The 17,740-nt window shown below is 40.0% G+C and carries 16 protein-coding genes; 10 read left to right on the top strand and 6 right to left on the bottom strand.

What is annotated here, in order from left to right; translation table 11 throughout:
- Positions 1 to 50: 50 nt before the first annotated feature.
- The 4 genes from rho to BMY70_RS29040 all read left to right on the top strand — a co-directional run bounded on the left by rho (position 51) and on the right by BMY70_RS29040 (position 4,127).
- Positions 51 to 1,964 carry a transcription termination factor Rho gene (rho, locus tag BMY70_RS29055; RefSeq protein WP_090341721.1) on the top strand — a complete coding sequence of 638 codons (1,914 nt, stop codon included), beginning with the start codon at positions 51 to 53 and terminating at the stop codon, positions 1,962 to 1,964.
- A 133-nt stretch (positions 1,965 to 2,097) separates the two neighbouring features.
- Entirely contained in the window at positions 2,098 to 3,000 is a 903-nt protein-coding gene (locus BMY70_RS29050) for an OmpA family protein (RefSeq protein WP_090341719.1), read from the top strand.
- A gap of 29 nt (positions 3,001 to 3,029) precedes the next feature.
- Positions 3,030 to 3,551: a helix-hairpin-helix domain-containing protein gene (locus BMY70_RS29045; protein ID WP_090341717.1), complete on the top strand. Its 522-nt coding sequence runs from the start codon at positions 3,030 to 3,032 to the stop codon at positions 3,549 to 3,551.
- A 42-nt stretch (positions 3,552 to 3,593) separates the two neighbouring features.
- Positions 3,594 to 4,127, top strand: coding sequence for a helix-hairpin-helix domain-containing protein (locus BMY70_RS29040; RefSeq protein WP_090341715.1), 534 nt, complete (start codon positions 3,594 to 3,596; stop codon positions 4,125 to 4,127).
- Between the two features lie 69 nt (positions 4,128 to 4,196).
- Here the strand turns inward: BMY70_RS29040 and htpG are convergent, their stop codons facing one another.
- The gene (gene htpG / locus BMY70_RS29035) at positions 4,197 to 6,035 is read right to left on the bottom strand and encodes a molecular chaperone HtpG (RefSeq protein WP_090341713.1); all 1,839 of its coding nucleotides are present in this window, start codon (positions 6,033 to 6,035) and stop codon (positions 4,197 to 4,199) included.
- Positions 6,036 to 6,283: 248 nt separating this feature from the next.
- On the opposite strand from htpG, the gene BMY70_RS29030 reads away from it, so the two are divergent.
- On the top strand, positions 6,284 to 6,835 hold the full coding sequence (locus BMY70_RS29030) for a hypothetical protein (RefSeq protein ID WP_090341711.1): 552 nt from the start codon (positions 6,284 to 6,286) through the stop codon (positions 6,833 to 6,835).
- Positions 6,836 to 6,888: 53 nt separating this feature from the next.
- On the opposite strand, the gene BMY70_RS29025 is transcribed toward BMY70_RS29030, so the two are convergent.
- Both BMY70_RS29025 and BMY70_RS29020 read right to left on the bottom strand, forming a co-directional pair.
- Positions 6,889 to 7,593: an MCP four helix bundle domain-containing protein gene (locus BMY70_RS29025; RefSeq protein WP_090341709.1), complete on the bottom strand. Its 705-nt coding sequence runs from the start codon at positions 7,591 to 7,593 to the stop codon at positions 6,889 to 6,891.
- Positions 7,594 to 7,759: 166 nt separating this feature from the next.
- Positions 7,760 to 10,276 (bottom strand): TonB-dependent receptor, encoded by a 2,517-nt coding sequence (locus tag BMY70_RS29020; RefSeq protein ID WP_090341707.1) that lies wholly within the window; start codon positions 10,274 to 10,276, stop codon positions 7,760 to 7,762.
- A gap of 321 nt (positions 10,277 to 10,597) precedes the next feature.
- Between BMY70_RS29020 and BMY70_RS29015 the strand changes: the two genes are divergently transcribed.
- The gene (locus tag BMY70_RS29015; RefSeq protein ID WP_090341705.1) at positions 10,598 to 11,359 is read left to right on the top strand and encodes a DUF6962 family protein; all 762 of its coding nucleotides are present in this window, start codon (positions 10,598 to 10,600) and stop codon (positions 11,357 to 11,359) included.
- An 87-nt stretch (positions 11,360 to 11,446) separates the two neighbouring features.
- On the opposite strand, the gene BMY70_RS29010 is transcribed toward BMY70_RS29015, so the two are convergent.
- Positions 11,447 to 12,082: a peroxiredoxin gene (locus BMY70_RS29010; RefSeq protein ID WP_090341703.1), complete on the bottom strand. Its 636-nt coding sequence runs from the start codon at positions 12,080 to 12,082 to the stop codon at positions 11,447 to 11,449.
- Between the two features lie 570 nt (positions 12,083 to 12,652).
- On the opposite strand from BMY70_RS29010, the gene BMY70_RS29005 reads away from it, so the two are divergent.
- The 4 genes from BMY70_RS29005 (at position 12,653) to BMY70_RS28990 (ending at position 15,440) form a co-directional block, all read left to right on the top strand.
- A complete protein-coding gene (locus BMY70_RS29005) occupies positions 12,653 to 13,492 on the top strand; it encodes an ABC transporter ATP-binding protein (RefSeq protein WP_090341701.1) in 840 nt (279 codons plus the stop codon).
- A gap of 93 nt (positions 13,493 to 13,585) precedes the next feature.
- Positions 13,586 to 14,356, top strand: a complete 771-nt coding sequence (locus tag BMY70_RS29000) for a hypothetical protein (protein ID WP_090341699.1) — start codon at positions 13,586 to 13,588, stop codon at positions 14,354 to 14,356.
- A gap of 11 nt (positions 14,357 to 14,367) precedes the next feature.
- A complete protein-coding gene (locus BMY70_RS28995) occupies positions 14,368 to 14,748 on the top strand; it encodes a GntR family transcriptional regulator (RefSeq protein WP_090341697.1) in 381 nt (126 codons plus the stop codon).
- An 11-nt stretch (positions 14,749 to 14,759) separates the two neighbouring features.
- Entirely contained in the window at positions 14,760 to 15,440 is a 681-nt protein-coding gene (locus tag BMY70_RS28990; protein WP_090341695.1) for a hypothetical protein, read from the top strand.
- An 88-nt stretch (positions 15,441 to 15,528) separates the two neighbouring features.
- Here the strand turns inward: BMY70_RS28990 and BMY70_RS28985 are convergent, their stop codons facing one another.
- Together BMY70_RS28985 and pgl are read right to left on the bottom strand one after the other, a co-directional pair.
- On the bottom strand, positions 15,529 to 16,869 hold the full coding sequence (locus BMY70_RS28985; protein WP_090341692.1) for a sigma-54-dependent transcriptional regulator: 1,341 nt from the start codon (positions 16,867 to 16,869) through the stop codon (positions 15,529 to 15,531).
- 140 nt (positions 16,870 to 17,009) lie between these two features.
- Positions 17,010 to 17,738, bottom strand: a complete 729-nt coding sequence (pgl, locus tag BMY70_RS28980; protein ID WP_090341691.1) for a 6-phosphogluconolactonase — start codon at positions 17,736 to 17,738, stop codon at positions 17,010 to 17,012.
- Positions 17,739 to 17,740 lie beyond the last annotated feature (2 nt).

The following is a 17,740-nucleotide window of genomic DNA, read 5'->3' as shown; positions in this document are numbered from 1 at the left end:
ACTATCCCATTAATCATCTGGTAAAGTTTTCTTTACTGTATATTTTCTGTATGCTTACAATTGATGAATTAAACCTTAAGCTTCTGTCTGAGCTGAAAGAAATAGCGGGAAACACTGGCATTCAAGATTATGCTAAACTTCCTAAAAAAGAACTAGTATCTAGAATTATTGCCCAGCAGGAAGCACAGCAAAATGCTGCGCCATCGCTTGATACCGTTACTGAAGCTGAAGCTGCTGATGGCGACGAACCTAAGAAAAAAAGAGCTCGACGTACAGTAGCTAACGAAACTTCCGTTCCTGCGAAACCTATCAACGTTCGTACCGGAAAGCCGAGAAAGGAAACTACTGCCGGCACTCAGTCTCCACTTTTTGATACAGCACCAAGAGTTGTTGAAGCTCCGGTAGAAAAGAATGATACTCCTGCCGTAACAAATGAAAATCCTGTACGCCGCGAAGCGCCCGCCAGAACAGAGACTTCAGCACGACGTGAGGCACCGGCTAGGAATTTCGAGAGACCTGCGAAAAAATTTGAAGCTCCGAAAAAAGAAATTTTTTCAAAAAATATAGACCCAACCCCTCAACACGATGAGGATGGAGATACAAGTGACGATTTGGGCCGTGAAGAAGTTAGTGCACCAACCGACATCCCTGCACAAAATGATTCAAACACACAAGCTGACAATACCGAAACATCTCAAAATAATCCGGTAACGGCTTCCGAGGAAAGGCCAACGCAGCAGCCAGCCGAAAATTCGGAACGCAGCGTTCCAAGTAACAATCCATCTCAACAGAGAGAAGATCCATCAAATAAGATCAAACGTAATTACAATAATTACGTCCGTGAATTCGACGGCTTGATCGTCAATGAAGGAGTTCTTGAGATTATGCAGGATGGAGGTTACGGCTTTTTAAGATCAGCGGATTACAATTATCTGGCAAGTCCGGATGATATTTATGTATCGCCGTCCCAAATAAAATTATTTGGCTTAAAAACAGGCGACACGGTTAAAGGCCAGATCCGTCCGCCGAAAGAAGGTGAAAAATATTTTGCACTTCTTCGTGTTGAAACAGTGAATGGTAAAACAACTGAAGAAATCAGAGATCGGATTCCTTTTGAGTATCTTACTCCCCTTTTTCCGGAAGAATGTCTAAGATTGAGCGGCCGTCCTGACCAATATTCGACCCGTATCCTTGATTTGTTCGCGCCAATAGGAAAAGGGCAACGCGGGATGATCGTTGCGCAGCCGAAAACTGGTAAGACGGTTCTCCTGAAAGAAATTGCGAATGCAATCACGCGTAACCACCCAGAAGTATTTTTGTTGATTCTTCTGATCGACGAACGTCCGGAAGAGGTTACAGATATGCAGCGGAGTGTTCGTGCGGAGGTTATCGCATCGACATTTGATGAGCAAGCCGACCGCCACGTGAAGGTTGCAAGTATCGTTCTGGAAAAAGCAAAAAGAATGGTTGAGTGCGGTCATGATGTGGTTATTCTTCTGGATTCGATCACACGTCTGGCTCGTGCCTATAATACAGTGGTTCCTTCATCCGGAAAAATACTTTCCGGTGGTGTTGATGCGAATGCATTACACAAACCAAAACGATTCTTCGGTGCTGCAAGAAATGTCGAAAATGGTGGTTCTTTAACCATTATCGCAACAGCTTTGATCGACACAGGTTCGAAAATGGACGAAGTTATCTTCGAAGAATTCAAAGGAACTGGTAACATGGAACTTCAGCTGGATCGTAAACTTTCAAATAAACGCGTATTCCCTGCTATTGATGTTATGGCCTCCGGGACTCGCCGCGAGGATCTGCTTCTGGATAAAGAGACATTGAAAAAGGTCTGGATTTTAAGAAAACATATGTCAGATATGAACGCAATGGAGTCAATGGATTTCTTGCTAGATCATATGAAAGGCACCCGGAACAACGAGGAATTCCTGATCTCGATGAACCGATAAAACTGAAAGCCCGGATATTGACTATCCGGGCTTTTTGCTTTAAATATTTCTTGGAAACTATTATTTAGGGATTAAATTTATGTGACCGAATGACAAAATTCCAGTCAACTAATAAATTAATCCTTAAATACTTATGTCAAACAACAAAACACTTTGGTGGATTTTACTTATTGGCTGGATGGGAGGCTCAACCTATTGGCACGTATGTAAAATAAAGCAGCTATGCGATGCGCCACTCTCAACGTCCACGGTAGATACCGACACTAACACACCAACAATCTCAATTACGCCGTTAACTATTGCTGACGGTACTGAATTCAATCTTCAATCACCAGGAAATTTCGGTTTCGCCAAATCCGGTGCAGATGCTAACTTATCCGGCGTTCAAGCCGAAATTGATTCACTCGCCTCTTTCGCAGCTGCTAATCCGGGTAAAATTATTACAATCACAGGTCTGTACACCTCTGAGGAGACCAATAGTACTACTTTCCCAAATTTGGGTGTAGCGCGCGCGGCGGGGATCAAAAAATATCTGACCGGAAAAGGTTTGCCTGATTCCTTATTTGTTTTGAATGGGAAACTTAGCGATGGCATTGTATTCGATCCTGACTCCATGAGCGGCGGGATAGACTTTACCTTTGCTAAACGTATTGCGGTAACCGAAACCGATCTGGCCAATGAACAGAAGTATGAAAGTATATTCAAACCACTGGATCTTTACTTCCCGGCGGCCAGTGCTGAATATATCAAAACTGCTGAAAATGAAAAGTTCCTGAAAGAAGCCAAAAAGTTTCTGTCTGATAATAATGATAAGAAATTATTGCTGACCGGGCATACGGATAGTGACGATAGTGCAGAATGGAATCTTAAACTTTCTAAAAAACGCGCTAATATTGTAAAAGCAAAATTTGTAGCTCTGGGCATGCCTGCTGACAGGATCATAACCAACGGAAAAGGCGAAGCAGAGCCTAAGGCTTCCAACGATAGTCCGGCAGGAAAACGTGCCAACCGCAGGGTTACCATTATTGTTCAATAGCTTATTAAATCTAATAAACACATTATAAAATGTTTGAATTAAATCCTCTTGCCAATCCCGACGCCTTTTGGCAACACATTTTGATGTTGGCCGTAGCGTTGATTCTCGGATATATCATCGGCTACATTTCAAGAAAAAGCGTGATTTCAGATATGGAGATCGAATTATCCAGACTGGACAGTGATCTTAAATATTGCCAGGATCAGAAAATTGTACTAAAAAGTGCTGATGAACGAGTGCAGGTAAATAATGTTCGCGAGGTCCTTCCGGTAATGCCGGTTGCTGAAAAGATACAGCAAGACGACTTAAAAGTAATTGAAGGTATCGGGCCTAAAATAGAAAGTGTTTTAAAAGATGCAGGAATTTATTCCTTCCGTCAGTTGAGCCAGAAAAGCGCTGAACAGATATCAGTAATCCTTGCCAATTCTGACTCCCGTTTTCAAGTTCACGATCCTGCTACCTGGCCTCGTCAGGCAGAGCTTGCTGCCAACGGAGACTGGGACAGATTAAAGACCTGGCAAGACGAGTTAAACGGAGGCCGCGTGGAATAACCATGGCATTTGATATCTTTTATTCTAGACAACTAACACATTATGATATTCTTACAACTTAATCCATTCAGCAAGCCTGTCGCGATTTCTGAAATAATAATTCTTTTGGTTATTGCTGCCATAGCCGGCTGGCTTCTTGCGCGTCTGATGACAAGCGGACGTATAAGGGTACTACGTGAAGCAATTGAAGACAGAAAATTAGACCTGGCAGACTGCCGTTTGCAAAAGATTGAATACAAGGCATCCCAGCAATTGGTTGGGAAGGCTTCTAAAACAGTATATCCTGAAATCGAGCCAGTTGTTAAAACATCTGACATTAAAAAAGCAGATAATTTAAAACTGGTTGAAGGAATCGGGCCGAAAATTGAGGAGCTGATAAATAAGGAAGGGATATATACCTATGAGCAGTTAGCAAACACTTCGCCAATCCGAATTTCTCATATCCTTAAAAATGCAGGCCCGCGTTTTCAGATGCACGACCCGACTTCCTGGCCAAGACAAGCCCTGTTGGCAAAAGAGGGCAAATGGGAGGAACTGCAAATATTGAAGGATAAATTAATTTCGGGAAGACAGTAATTTTTGATAACACTGCATAAAAAAATCCGCTCATCTGAAGAGCGGATTTTTTATTTACTGTTATCAAAATTATAGATTCACTACGGTACGCTGAATAAATTGCGTCAGATCTTTGCCTGTCAATAATCCTTGTGACAATAAAGCAAGATCATAAACTTGTTTTGCAAGTGTTTTTTGTTCGTCTTCACTTTCTGTACTGAGAATACGTCCTAAAACCGGATGGTTGGCATTGACAGAAATCGTGTACATCAACGGCATGTCTCCAAACATTGAACGTTGGCCTGAGGAAGCCTGCATATCCGTCATACGACGCATGAATTCAGGAAAAGTAATGACAACTGGTAATTCGTCAACCGGCATTGCTTCAATTTTCACCGTTCCTGCCTTGCTGTTTACCACTTCTTCAAAAAGTTTCTGAGCTTTTTCTTCCTCTTCTTTTGAGATGATGCTTTCTAGCGTGATATCTTTTTCGATCAGTTTGTCGAGCGTATCCGCGTCGACACGTTTTACCTGGATTTTTTCTACTTTCTGCTCCAACGTATTGATAAAGTGAGAATCAATAACGCTGGTTAGTTCCAGCACATCATAGCTACGTTTTTTTGCTGACTCAATGAAGGCATCTTGTTTTTTAACATCGGTAGTATACAACCAAACCTGCGTATCATTCTTATCAGTCTGGTTTTCCTTTACCGCTTCACGGTATTCTTCGAATGTGAAATATTTTCCGTCAACATTTTTCAAAAGGCAGAAATCTTTCGCTTTGTCATAGAATTTTTCGTCGCTGATAATTCCGTATTTTACGAACAACCCGATATCGTCAAATTTCTTTTCAAATCCTTCACGGTCATTTTTGAAGATTTCTGAAAGTTTGTCAGCTACTTTACGCGTGATATAACCATTGATCTTCTTCACATTTCCATCTGCCTGAAGATAACTTCTAGAAACGTTCAACGGAATGTCCGGAGAATCGATCACACCATGCAATAATTGAAGGAAATCAGGAACAATATCTTTTACTTCATCCGTAATAAATACCTGACGACTGTAAAGCTGAATTTTTTCACGCTGCCCCTGGAAATCGTTTTTCAGTTTCGGGAAATAAAGAACACCCGTCAGATTGAAAGGATAATCAACATTCAAATGAATCCAGAACAATGGATCTTCGCTGAACGGATAAAGTTCTTTGTAGAAAGAAAGATAATCTTCATCTGTCAGATCCGAAGGATTTTTTGTCCAGATCGGACTCGGATTATTGATCACCTTATCTTCAAATTCAATCTGAATTGGAAGGAATTTACCGTATTTTTCAAGAATTCCTCTTAACCTGTTTTCATCCAAAAATTCTTCAGAGTCAGCTGCTACATGAAGAATAATATCTGACCCACGTTCCGCCTTTTCCGCCGATGTCAATTCATATTCTGTCGATCCGTCACATATCCAGCGAACAGCTTCCGAACCTTCTTTGTAAGATTTTGTGATGATCTCAACATTATCCGCCACCATGTAAGCAGAGTAAAATCCAAGACCGAAATGACCGATAATTCCCTTGTCGCCTTTTCCATCTTCACCTTTGTCTTTATATTTTTCAACAAATTCAGTGGCTCCGGAAAAAGCAATCTGATTGATATATTTTTTTATTTCATCGGCAGTCATACCGATACCATTATCGCTGATAGTGATTGTCTTGGCCTCTTTATCCAATTTCACAGTCACTTTCAGGTCTCCCAGCTCTCCGTTAAATTCGCCATAAGAAGCAAGCTTTTTAATTTTCTGGCTTGCATCGACAGCGTTTGAAACTAATTCTCTCAAAAATATTTCGTGGTCCGAGTAAAGGAATTTTTTAATAATCGGAAATATGTTTTCGGTGTGAATGCTAAGATTTCCTTTTTCCTGAATCACTGATTCCATAATTTTTCTGTTTATTGAATTTATATTTTAGAATTATTTTCTGCTTTGCAATACCACATAAAAATTTGCGTTCCAATAAGAATTATCAGCAGACATGTCTGACAGATTGTCAGCAGCTTTCCGATTAATAGAGAAGTATATTTCGAGTTGGTTAGTGCAAGGCTTTTTAGTAATATTGCGTTCTCTACATGAAAAAGAAGCGTGAAGATTTTGAGACTTAGTTAATAGTGAAACACGAATTACAACCCATGAATCTAATTAAAAAACTTTTTGCCGGTCTGGCACTTTTCGTTGGCGTATCAGCCTGTACCACCACGAATTCTATACCTTTTACTAACTACACTGTGTTTACAGAAGATTTGCGTCGTGATCTTGAAAGCGCAGGAATTCCATTGAGCAAGGTTCAGTTTTTCAATGACAAAGCGATTACGATCCGTCGCGAAGTCTCGGACCCTAATGATATCAAAGTAAATCCTGAAGGACAGATCAGTATCAGCAACGGAAAAAGTATTCAGACGATCAACGTCCGTCCCTTCACTCCGGGTGTTTCTCTGGGCTCCGCAAGCGGAACAATTAATGTATCATGGGACGATACACAGCAGGATAAAAAAGGTATGCAGTTTAATTTGAGCGGTCAAAATTACTTCCTTGATGTATTGCCTAACAACAAATTCTCGTACAAGGAACGTACGTTTGATTTGCAGGCAGGAAATGGCAGCCGTCTTTTTGTAAATAAGGATTTGTTGAAACAGGTGAACAATCAGCGTGAAACTTTGAAGGGCCGTAAGGTTGGTCAGTAAGAGTATATACATTGAAACAAAAATAGCCAGGAAATTTCCTGGCTATTTTTGTTTCAATTCAAATGAAAATGCTGGCCCTTATCTTTCATCGCCTTTGGTGTGTTTACCGTCCGAGAATTCTGAATAAATACAAGAATGATCAATCCGATGACAATTGCCAGTCCGACCTGCAGAAATGAAATCATGGCATAACTCGCAAAATCTCCCTGCGATTCTTTGATCAGTTCCTTTCCAACAATAGATTGAATTTTTGTCAGATCGTTCAAATTACTGATTGTGCTCTGAAAAGTCCTGGCACCTGCCCCTTCAAAAATTTCCTTTCCCGCCTCCAGGTGGCCTGAGTTGTAAAGATTAAGTATCATCTTCTCTAACAGCGCATACTCATCAACTCTGTTTTTAAAAACAGACAAGCTATTGGCTTCCTGGTCCACCAGATAAGTTTTTTCAAACAAATGTATCAAAGAATCGATACTTTTGTCATGTTGAGAAAGCAATTCGGCTATTTTTTCACTGCGCATTTCACTGGGCGGTGTTAATAGAAATTTTTCCAGTAAAAGACGCTTTCCATACAGGTTTTCCGTGAGATAAATGATTGTTGTCGCCGGTATTAGCCGGTCCTGATAAATGGACGAGAAGGATTTGTCAATTCCGTTTATGTTTCTGCGGGAAACGATTGTCCCTGAAACAATTACAACCATAATTCCACCAAGAAGTAAAGTCGCCTTCAATTTTTGCTGAATAACAAAGGACCATTTCATGACTAGCTAACTTTGTTTAATTATAATATATACTAACTTATTATAAAAATAACGAAATTAACTTGTATTCAGCGGGTAAATCAGAAATATCTGAGCAGTTACAGTTGTAAATAAAAAGGACTAGCCGAAAAGCTAGCCCTTAAAAAATTTCCATTACCCGATCATTCTAATTGTTTTCTCCACCGCCTTTGACATCCGAGTTTGATACCGAACGCGTCTTGCGTTTTGGCGCATCAAAACTCATTTTTCCAATTGAGTAGCTGAAAGTAATTTTGAAGTTACGGTTATATAACTGAGTCTGACTTGACTGCGCGAGAATCGGTGATTTCAAATCAGAAGTAAATTTAACACCCTTAGTCAGGAAGTTTTCGGCTCCAAAGCCGATACTTCCTTTCTTGTTTGCAAAATCCTTTTTGAAACCCAGTGAATACATATAAAAGCCGGTTCTCGTTCCCTGCAACTGCACTTCTCTTCCGCGGTAAAAACCAAACGCCTGCAATCCCCAGCCCTTTTTAAGCGACAACTGAGACATCAGACGACCGCCATAATTGAAACCGGAATTACTCACCGGCTGTGAAACTCCCGCTTCATTAACCGTTTGGCCTTCCATGTGCGATTGCAAAAGATCGATGCTTCCGTTTATCGTCCATTTTGAAGTAAGATATACATTGGCAAAAACATTCATCCCGTATGCACTTTGCTTTCCGATATTCTCAAATGTTGTAACAATTGCACCGGCCAGGGTATCAACCGTTGTGCGGATCTGCGTGATGGAATTATTTGTATTGCGGGCAAAAGCAGAAACATTCAGATATGTTTTTTTGATATTGGTACTCAACCCCACTTCAAAATTATCCGTCAATTCAGGATTAAGCAACGGATTTCCCGTACTAATGCTTTGAGGATTCGCCAGGTTAACGTTTGGATTTAGTTGTTGGATTCCCGGACGCTGAATTCTACGGTTATAAGCAGCTTTGATCGTTGTTGCATCCGTCAGGTTTTTAGATACGTTAATGCTTGGAACAAGATTTCCGTAACTTGGAATGTTCACTTTTCCCTCCGCTCCCATATCTGCATTGATGCCGGTATACTCATACCGAGTTCCTAACTTGAATGTGTATTTATTTTTCGTTGTAAGCGTGTAGGATGCATAACCTGCCGCAACGTTCTGATTATAATTCAAAGCGCCTGATGGATTATCCGGATTTACCGTAAAATCACCGGATTCACCAGCCATCAGATACTTGTACTCACTATTGACAGTCCGGAAAATTCCTTTTGCGCCAAATTCGAGAAGCTGATTTTTCTTGATAGGTGTTTGATAATCGGTTTGTAATGTAAATTCCGTATTAAAGTTTTCATTTACGTTTTTCAATCTGCTTCCGACACTTCCACTCGACGTCAGCAAGTCTGTATTGAAATTATTGGTCAGATTTGTTCTGCTGTAAAGCGTCGAAAAGCTCCATTCCTGCTGGGGTTTAAAAGTTCGTACGTAGTCGACGTTCACGTCCACCGTTCCTGATAGATCTTTGCGGTCTACCTTACGCTGCGAATTTGAAGTCAGCTCCGAATTCAAAAATTGGTCGATGGTCAGATTTTGTTTCTGTATAAAATTTCGGGTTCCATAGCGAACACCGGCCGAGAGCGCCTGATTTTTCCCTAAATCATAATCAAAGCCCAAAGAATATTGACCGAACAGCCCACGATCTTTAGCATCCGAACTTTGTTTTGTTCCGAAAATATCACTTCCTGATTTTGTTTCCTGATCCAGTTCCGACGTAGCTTTATTATAAAAAGCCCGACCGAATCCGCCCAGTGTAAAGCCCATTTTCCCCTTACGGTAGCTACCATTCAAACCCAGGTTCGTACCGCGGTTACCAACGCCTGAATCGACATTTAGAGTCAATCCCTGCAGATTATTTTTCTTGGTGATAATATTGATAATACCTCCAGAACCTTCCGCATCGTATTTAGCTGACGGAGAAGTAATTACTTCAACTGATTTGATCATATCAGCAGGAATCTGCTTTAATGCATCAGCTACATTACTCGCAATGATAGTGGAAGGTTTATTGTTAATTAAAACGCGAATATTAGAACTTCCTCTTAAAGAAACATTTCCGTCAAGGTCGACAGATAACATCGGAACTTTGCGAAGCAGATCTGACGCATCACCTCCTTTTGAAGTAATGTCTTTTTCTGCGTTATAAACCAAACGATCAACTTTCTCTTCAACCATCGATTTTTCTCCCGTGATCGTCACTTCGTCTAGGGTTTTCGTGTTGGCAGCCATTTGAATCTTACCCAGATTTATATCTTTCCCTTTTTCAACCGAGATATTACTTACAGACTTGTCTTTAAAACCTAAAAATGAAATCAGCAGTTTATATTTTCCTGGTGCGACGCTTGTAATTTCAAATTTGCCATCAACGTCCGCTACCGTTCCGTCGATCACTTTGTTGTCCGAAGCGTTAACCAATGCAACGCTCGCAAATTCTACCGGTTTTGCGGCGGCTGAATCTGAAACGATACCTGAAATTTTTGAATTACCTTTTGGGGTTGAGACAACAGCAGACCCGGCAACAGGAGCGATAGGTGCCTGTGCCTGAATAAATTGCGATTGAAGAAACAATGCGCCTGTCAGCATCGTAACTTTAAAACTTTTTACAAATATTTTGTTCATGGTGAATTGATTAATGGTCATGAGGGTGAGCCGTATCTTCGAACACATTTCCTGATACAAAGGAATAATATGTTTCTCACAACAATTTTGGAAATAGACCAGCGCCCGGAATTTATCTACGGACTGGCACTTTTAACCGGATAAACTTCATTTTCTCCGGAAGCCATTAGCAAAGAAATGCTGGTAAGCAATTTTTCCACAATTGGCATAGTTTTAATAAAGAGTGATTCGAAGGTTGGAATGTTGCAAACAAGCCTGCATTTGTTGTTACTTTGAAAAAAATTACCAACCCGGACTAACTCCTAAAAGAAATTTCACCCAATGAATGAGATTGCCATAGATTTCGACAAAGTACATCAGATAAAATTGTTTGGCATTACCATTCTGGAACCGTCGACTGTGATATCCAGCCTATTGATGGCAATCGTATGCTTTTATGCTTTTGTACATTTAGGAAGACTCGGACGCGTGCACAGAATGTACCGCCAGATTCAATATTTTTTCCTGTTCATGGGAATTGCCACGGTTATCGGCGGAGTTCTCGGACATGGCTTCTTATATATTACCGGGCAGAGAGGAAAAATTCCAGGGTGGTTCGCCAGTATGATTGCTGTCGCGCTGTTTGAAAGAGCTGCAATATGGCATATAAAACCACTTCTTAAACCCAAATGGGGATCCTGGCTGGGATATCTGAATTACATCGAGCTAACTACGTTCTTCGTTTTAACTTTTATAACGCTGAATTTTATCGTGGTTGAAATCCATGCGGTATATGGCTTGTTTTTGATGTTATTTATGATCGAAATTTATGTTTACAAGAAAAGGAAAGATCCTGGAAGTGTAAATATTTTTATTGCCACCGCATTGGGCGCAGTGGCTGCCGGATTCCATGCATTAAAATTCAGCTTTGGACCCTGGTTTAATTATAATGACATAAGTCACATTCCGATGGGATTGTCAATATGGTATTATTATCAGGGAGCGAGACATATGACCTATTATGGCGAACCATTTATACAACCTGAAGTAATCGAAAAAGCGGAAGAAGAAACTGAAAAGTCGGAAGTTGAGAAAGAGAATTAGAAAATAAATACAAAGAAAATCCCCTGATCGTCGCTGTCTGACAGAAGAGATGATCAGGGGATTTTGCGTTATTGAAAGCTCTCTTGATTACTTATTAGGCTGTGGAGTATAACGAAGATATGGTTTGACGATACGCAGGCCTTTTGTAAACTTCTTCTCAGCGTCTTCCGTACTTACCGCCGGAACAACAATTACATCTTCCCCATCTTTCCAGTCAGCAGGTGTCGCTACTGAATAATTAGCAGTCAATTGAAGAGAATCAACTACACGAAGGATTTCATTAAAATTACGTCCTGTAGAAGCTGGATAAGTCAATGTCAATTTTATCTTTTTGTCAGGCCCGATAATGAACACCGAGCGAACAGTTGCTTTTTCGCTTGCGTTCGGGTGGATCATATCGTATAACTCAGCAACTTTGCGTCCTTCATCCGCAATGATTGGAAAGTTAACTTCTGTATCATTTACCTCGTTAATGTCCGGGATCCAGCGGTTGTGCGAATCGATATCATCAACGCTAACAGCCAAAACTTTTACATTACGTTTTTGAAACTCCCCTTGTAAAAGAGCAGTTTTCCCTAGCTCCGTTGTACAAACAGGTGTAAAGTCTGCCGGATGAGAAAATAATAATCCCCAGCTATCGCCCAGCCATTCATGAAATTTAATAGGTCCTTGTGTGGTATTTGCCTCAAAATCGGGGGCAATATCTCCTAATCGAAGTGACATAACTTAAAGGTTTAAATGAAACGCCTAATCTACTGATATTGTAGACTTAACGTAAATTTAGTCAAATAGTTTCACAGTTGTAACGGTTTTTCCGCCTGACGGTTTATTAATCCTCTAACAAACTAAAACACAGAGGCTAGTTCCAGAATGTTTTAAAATTATTTAGCCCATTTTTTTCAAAAGTCTTGTGAACAACAGCAGCTTTACTCCCTTTTTTCCCCACAAATCCCATGATTTTAACCTCCTTTTAAGGCTAGTTTAACAGCGTTTTAATTGGAATATAGCTTCTTTGATACAAGAATAAGATTTTATTTTAGAAGTGCCTGGGACATAAGAATAAGAACTTTCAAAACTCTTTGCGTCGAGCCCCTTCCCTGATATTTGGCTCATATCTTATTATTATTAACCTATATATGATTCATTAAGATTAAAATGCAACAAGTTATCCTTAAAGGGGGCCTCTGCTTAGAGGCCTTCTTTTTTTATTTTTTTTTTGATTGCTAGAGTTTGAAAAAATAATAACATACATTTGAAGTGTACTATTACACTAGAACACTAAATAAGTATTTTATGATTCACGTAGACGGAGTATCATTTGGATATAGTTCTAATAAACTGCTCTTCGAAAATCTGTCTCTTAAGCTCCATCCCGGAAATATTTATGGATTACTGGGAAAAAACGGAGCTGGGAAATCCAGTCTGCTAAGAAACATTGCTGGACTTTTGTATCCGATTGCAGGGAGAATTGAAATTGACGGTTGTGAGCCAAGAAAACGGCAACCGTCTTTTTTGCAGGATTTCTTTCTGATTCCTGAGGAAATTCACCTACCGTCCGTCACGGTTGAGAAATACATAGAAACGCTCTCTCCTTTCTACCCTAACTTCGATGAAAGCCAGTTTAGAAAATATTTAAGGGAATTCGATATGCCGGAAGGTAATAAGATCACCGACCTCTCTTACGGACAAAAGAAAAAAGTTCTTATCAGTTTTGGTTTGGCTACGAATACCAAACATTTGATCATGGATGAACCTACCAACGGACTTGATATTCCTTCAAAAAGTCAGTTTCGTAAGGTTGTCTCCTCCGCTCTTGACCCGCATCGTATTATTCTTATATCCACGCACCAGGTTCGGGATCTGGACAACCTTATTGATTCTATCATTATCTTGGATGACAGCAAAATTCTTGTGCACCACAGTCTTGATGAAATAAGTGAAAAGCTACGCTTTACGACGTTGGTCACTGCCGAAGATGATAACCGAGTGCTTTATTCGGAACCTTCCCTGAAGGGCTATACCGTGGTGATGGAAAATTGGGAACAGGAAGAAAGCCGTGTTGACCTGGAACGCCTGTTCAACGCAGTAATGAACAACCCCGCACGTATCAGAAAAATCTTTCACAGGCCATGAAAATATTAATCCAACTCCTTTTGATTTTGGGTTTTCTGATCCTGAAATCTATCCCAAAACCATCTCCCATGTCTAACATTAAAACTTACTTATATGAATCAGGTTTTTAGTTTTCAACGCTACTGGCTGCTTCTCAAACTGGATTTCGCTGAGAATGGGAGAAGAAATGCGCTTATCTTCGGAGTCCTTTTTGGTCTTATGCTAATTATGATGAGCCCTGTAATCGATTATAGAAAATTTGGCTTCGACCCAATTGTTTTCCATGTGCTCGCTTATTTCATGATAACCTTTTGCACCAGCCTATTTACAAGTCTGGTTTTTGATAAATATGCATCTTCAAATACTGGGATAAATGCAATATTAATCCCCGCATCTCAAACAGAAAAATATCTGGCAGCGCTGGCAGCAAATCTAACATTTGCAACAGCTCTAATTGCACTCTATGTTGGTATGCACATCTGGTTTGTGGAAATTTTGGAGAAAGAAATACCGGGAATAATTAACAAAAAATTCCATCCATCATTTATCCAGCTTTTGGTATATACATTTTTCCTCATTCAGAGTGTGTGTTTTTTAGGATCAATTTATTTCAAAAAAGCTGCCTACATCAAAACTGCCACAGTATTTTTTTCCGCATTGATTGTCTTTTCTTTAATAAACAGAACATACGTTAGAAATTTTACAAACGAGGATCCGTCTGTCAGCGCTGTACCATTTGGGCAATGGAACGTAATGGGCAGGAATTCCATGTTCCTAATTGAGTACAGTCAATCCACTTTTCTATTAATAAAAATATTTCTGGTGTTCTTCGTCCTTGCGCTCTGGTACATCGCATTCGTAAGACTAAAAGAAAAGGAAATTTAACCCGGTGAATTATGGAATTTAAAGATAAACAATCAATCTATTTGCAGATCGCAGATTATATCTGTGAACAGCTGCTGCTTGGTAAATGGCCGCCCGGGGATAGAATTCCTTCGGTCAGAGATTTGGCCGGGACGCTGGAGGTCAATCCAAATACTGTCATGCGTACTTACGAATATCTGCAAGGAAAAAATATCATTTTCAATAAGCGTGGAGTCGGCTATTTTACGGACGAACAAGCTACGAGCCGAATCAGGGAATACAGAAAAGAAAGATTTTTGGATAGTGAACTTCCAGAATTTTTCCGGACACTTTATTTGCTCGACATCAGTATTGAAGAATTGCAACGGCGATACAAAACATTTATTGAAACGGCTTATCCCGCAACACTTTAATTATAATTAACATGAAAACAAGCAATAAACTTCTTATCGTCATAACCTTTATTACACTGATCGCGATGCTTGGGAGTAATTTGGAAATACAGGCAAAATATAAAAAAATGAAGTCGGATGATCTGTTACCAGGCTACATTTCTACTACGGTAAAACCGATTCGTGTGATCGTTTTGGAAGGAAATTTGAATGGATTCGTAGAAATTCAGTCAGGGAAAACGAATGATGTGAAAATTCACCCGACATTCACAAAACAAGCCAAGTCAACAATGCATGGTGATACGCTTGAAGTGAGTTTGATATATCCGAAGCGAAATAATTTTACCGAGACCAACGTGCCTTATTATGGACCGACGGTGCATATAGATGTTACTAATCTCGCAGAAGTTATTTCAACAGACGTTTCTTATAAAATCAAAGGGCTTAAAACAACTCAATTGAAATTACAGGCCAGCGGAGGCTACACACTTTTGGATAGTACTGATATCGGCCAGGTTACCGCGGTATACAAAAAAGAAGCTATGCTGAAAATCGCTGATAATAATAGATTGGGTCAGACGGAGATCAAAGTTCAGGATAAAAGCGAGCTCAATGTTGAGAAAGATATTTTCAGCTCTTTGAATATGGATATTGACAGCGCGGCACGTGTCACAATGCCGGGAAATATGTTTTACAAACTGATGAAAAAATAACAAAAATCCATTAGCCATGAAATGTGACCGGACGCGGATCAATTGATCTGCGTCCGGTCCTCATTTTAGCTTGAAATATTTCCGATATCTAATGAATATTGTATTCTTCCAATTTTCTGTAAAGCGTGGCAATACCGATTTCCAGTAATCTCGCTGTTTCCGCCTTGTTGCCCCGCGCATAATTCAACACTTTCTGAATATGTAATTTTTCTATACTTTCCATTGAAAAAGCAGAAAGCTGGCCATTTTTAGCAGTAGGTTCAGACTGCTGAATTTCAAAAGGCAGACTATCAATTTCCAGCTGGTCATCACTTAAAATCACGGCGCGTTCAATGACGTTTTTCAACTCACGAATATTCCCCACCCACTTATATGTTTCCAGTTTTTTAAGAAACTCATCCGAATAAGTCAGCGTTTTCTTATTCATTTTTGCAGAAAATTGTGCAACAAAAAATTGAAGTAGTGGCTCAATATCCTTAACGCGTTCCCGCAAAGGCGGGAGTGTGATCTGAAATACATTCAAACGAAAATACAAATCCGATCGAAAACGTTTTTCTTCACTCTCCACTTTCAAATCCCTGTTCGTAGCGGCTATTAATCGAAAATTTGATTTTGTTGGTTTGGTATCACCTAGCTTGATAAATTCATTCGTTTCCAGCACACGCAATAATTTTGCCTGTAATTCCAAAGGCATCTCTCCAATTTCATCCAGAAAAAGTGTTCCGTTATTTGCTTCTTCGATCAAGCCTTTTTTATCTTTATTGGCTCCTGTAAATGCGCCTTGTTTGTAACCGAACAACTCACTTTCAAGAATATCTTTGCCAAAAGCACTGCAATTCAGAGCCACAAAAGTTTTTCCCGAACGTTGGCTAGCCAAATGAATTCCTTGTGCAAAAACTTCCTTTCCGGTTCCTGTCTCTCCGGTTAAAAGTACATTCGTATCATTCGGAGCGACCTTTTGAGCCAGGTCGATTGCTTGCTGAATTGACTTCGACTTACCAATAATGGCCTGAAATGAGAACTTATCATCAACCCGTTTTTCCAGTTCTTTAACCCGTTTCTGTAATTGTACTTTTTCGATAGCACGATGAAGAAGCGGAATGATTTTATCGTTGTCGTCACCTTTTACGATATAATCAAATGCACCGCTTTTCATCGCCTGAACTCCGTCTGTAATGTTTCCATAGGCAGTCAACAGAATCACTTCAAGCTGCGGTTTTTTTTGTTTGATTTTGGAAACCATGTCAACACCACTGCCATCGGGCAACTTGACGTCACACAAAACGACGTCTATATCATTCTGCTCAACGCTTTTTAATCCTGTTTTACAATCTCCTGCTTCAATCACGTCAAAGCCCTCCGACTTCAAAATCCTTGCTAAAAGTGCGCGGAGCTTTTCTTCGTCATCAATAATTAGTATCGTTTTCAATTTTTATCTTATGACTAATGTTACTGTAAATGTAAGGGTAATTTGACTGAGCACATATAAAATTCAAACGTTCTTTTCAAAACAGAAAAAGGGACAATATCGAATCGAAATTGTCCCTTTTCACTCTTATTAATAAAATTTTATGCGGTCAGAGCACTTGCAGCAGCTTCATCGATGAACCAGTGAAGTTCACCTTTTGAAGGTTTGATCACCTGCGACGGGTAAGTATCCGGCTGAAATTCGCCCTCGAGAACATGTTTCAAAGTTTCTGCCTTGCCTGATCCCACTGCCAGAAATGCGACACATGCAGCATGATTAACAACCGGTGCCGTCAAAGTGATACGGTACATATCCTGTGCAGGTAAAAAGAAGGAAGTTGCCCAAGCATCTTTTTCATGGATCACAGATGTTCCAGGAAATAATGACAATGTGTGCCCATCATCGCCCATACCAAGTAATACAAAATCGAAGGTGGTTTCTTCTCCGTCAAAATATTGCTTCAAGATTTTTTCGTACGCAGCAGCAGATTCCTCCGCACTGACATCCGTCTGCATTACATGAATATTCTCTGCTTTTGCACCTACCTTGTCCAGCAATTCATCGTATGCCATTTTAGCATTATTACGAGAATCTTCAAAAGGTACCGCTCTTTCGTCACCCCAAAAAAAATGAATTTTTTCCCAGGAAATGCTTTCGCTATATGGCTTAGCAGCAAGCAATGTATACAACAATTTCGGTGTACTTCCGCCTGAGAGGACAAAGGTAAACCTGTCTTTTTTACTTAAAACTTCCTCAATATAACTGCCAAGCCACTTAGCAAGATCTTCACTCACCTGCCTGGCATCCTCTGCAATATGAATTTGCGCCATAA

The sequence above is a fragment of the Dyadobacter koreensis genome, from assembly GCF_900108855.1.
Classification (GTDB): Bacteria; Bacteroidota; Bacteroidia; order Cytophagales; family Spirosomataceae; genus Dyadobacter; species Dyadobacter koreensis.
Note: the sequence above shows the minus strand (reverse complement) of the source record. Positions and strands in the feature narration are given on the sequence as shown.

Coding starts and splice junctions, on each gene's coding strand:
- BMY70_RS29005 (WP_090341701.1), top strand. CDS start 12,653: ATGATTCACGTAGACGGAGTATCATTTGGATATAGTTCTAATAAACTG.
- BMY70_RS29030 (WP_090341711.1), top strand. CDS start 6,284: ATGAATCTAATTAAAAAACTTTTTGCCGGTCTGGCACTTTTCGTTGGC.
- BMY70_RS29000 (WP_090341699.1), top strand. CDS start 13,586: ATGAATCAGGTTTTTAGTTTTCAACGCTACTGGCTGCTTCTCAAACTG.
- BMY70_RS29010 (WP_090341703.1), bottom strand. CDS start 12,082: ATGTCACTTCGATTAGGAGATATTGCCCCCGATTTTGAGGCAAATACC.
- BMY70_RS29015 (WP_090341705.1), top strand. CDS start 10,598: ATGAATGAGATTGCCATAGATTTCGACAAAGTACATCAGATAAAATTG.
- BMY70_RS28995 (WP_090341697.1), top strand. CDS start 14,368: ATGGAATTTAAAGATAAACAATCAATCTATTTGCAGATCGCAGATTAT.
- BMY70_RS29050 (WP_090341719.1), top strand. CDS start 2,098: ATGTCAAACAACAAAACACTTTGGTGGATTTTACTTATTGGCTGGATG.
- BMY70_RS29040 (WP_090341715.1), top strand. CDS start 3,594: ATGATATTCTTACAACTTAATCCATTCAGCAAGCCTGTCGCGATTTCT.
- BMY70_RS28990 (WP_090341695.1), top strand. CDS start 14,760: ATGAAAACAAGCAATAAACTTCTTATCGTCATAACCTTTATTACACTG.
- BMY70_RS29025 (WP_090341709.1), bottom strand. CDS start 7,593: ATGAAATGGTCCTTTGTTATTCAGCAAAAATTGAAGGCGACTTTACTT.
- BMY70_RS29020 (WP_090341707.1), bottom strand. CDS start 10,276: ATGAACAAAATATTTGTAAAAAGTTTTAAAGTTACGATGCTGACAGGC.
- rho (WP_090341721.1), top strand. CDS start 51: ATGCTTACAATTGATGAATTAAACCTTAAGCTTCTGTCTGAGCTGAAA.
- pgl (WP_090341691.1), bottom strand. CDS start 17,738: ATGGCGCAAATTCATATTGCAGAGGATGCCAGGCAGGTGAGTGAAGAT.
- BMY70_RS29045 (WP_090341717.1), top strand. CDS start 3,030: ATGTTTGAATTAAATCCTCTTGCCAATCCCGACGCCTTTTGGCAACAC.
- htpG (WP_090341713.1), bottom strand. CDS start 6,035: ATGGAATCAGTGATTCAGGAAAAAGGAAATCTTAGCATTCACACCGAA.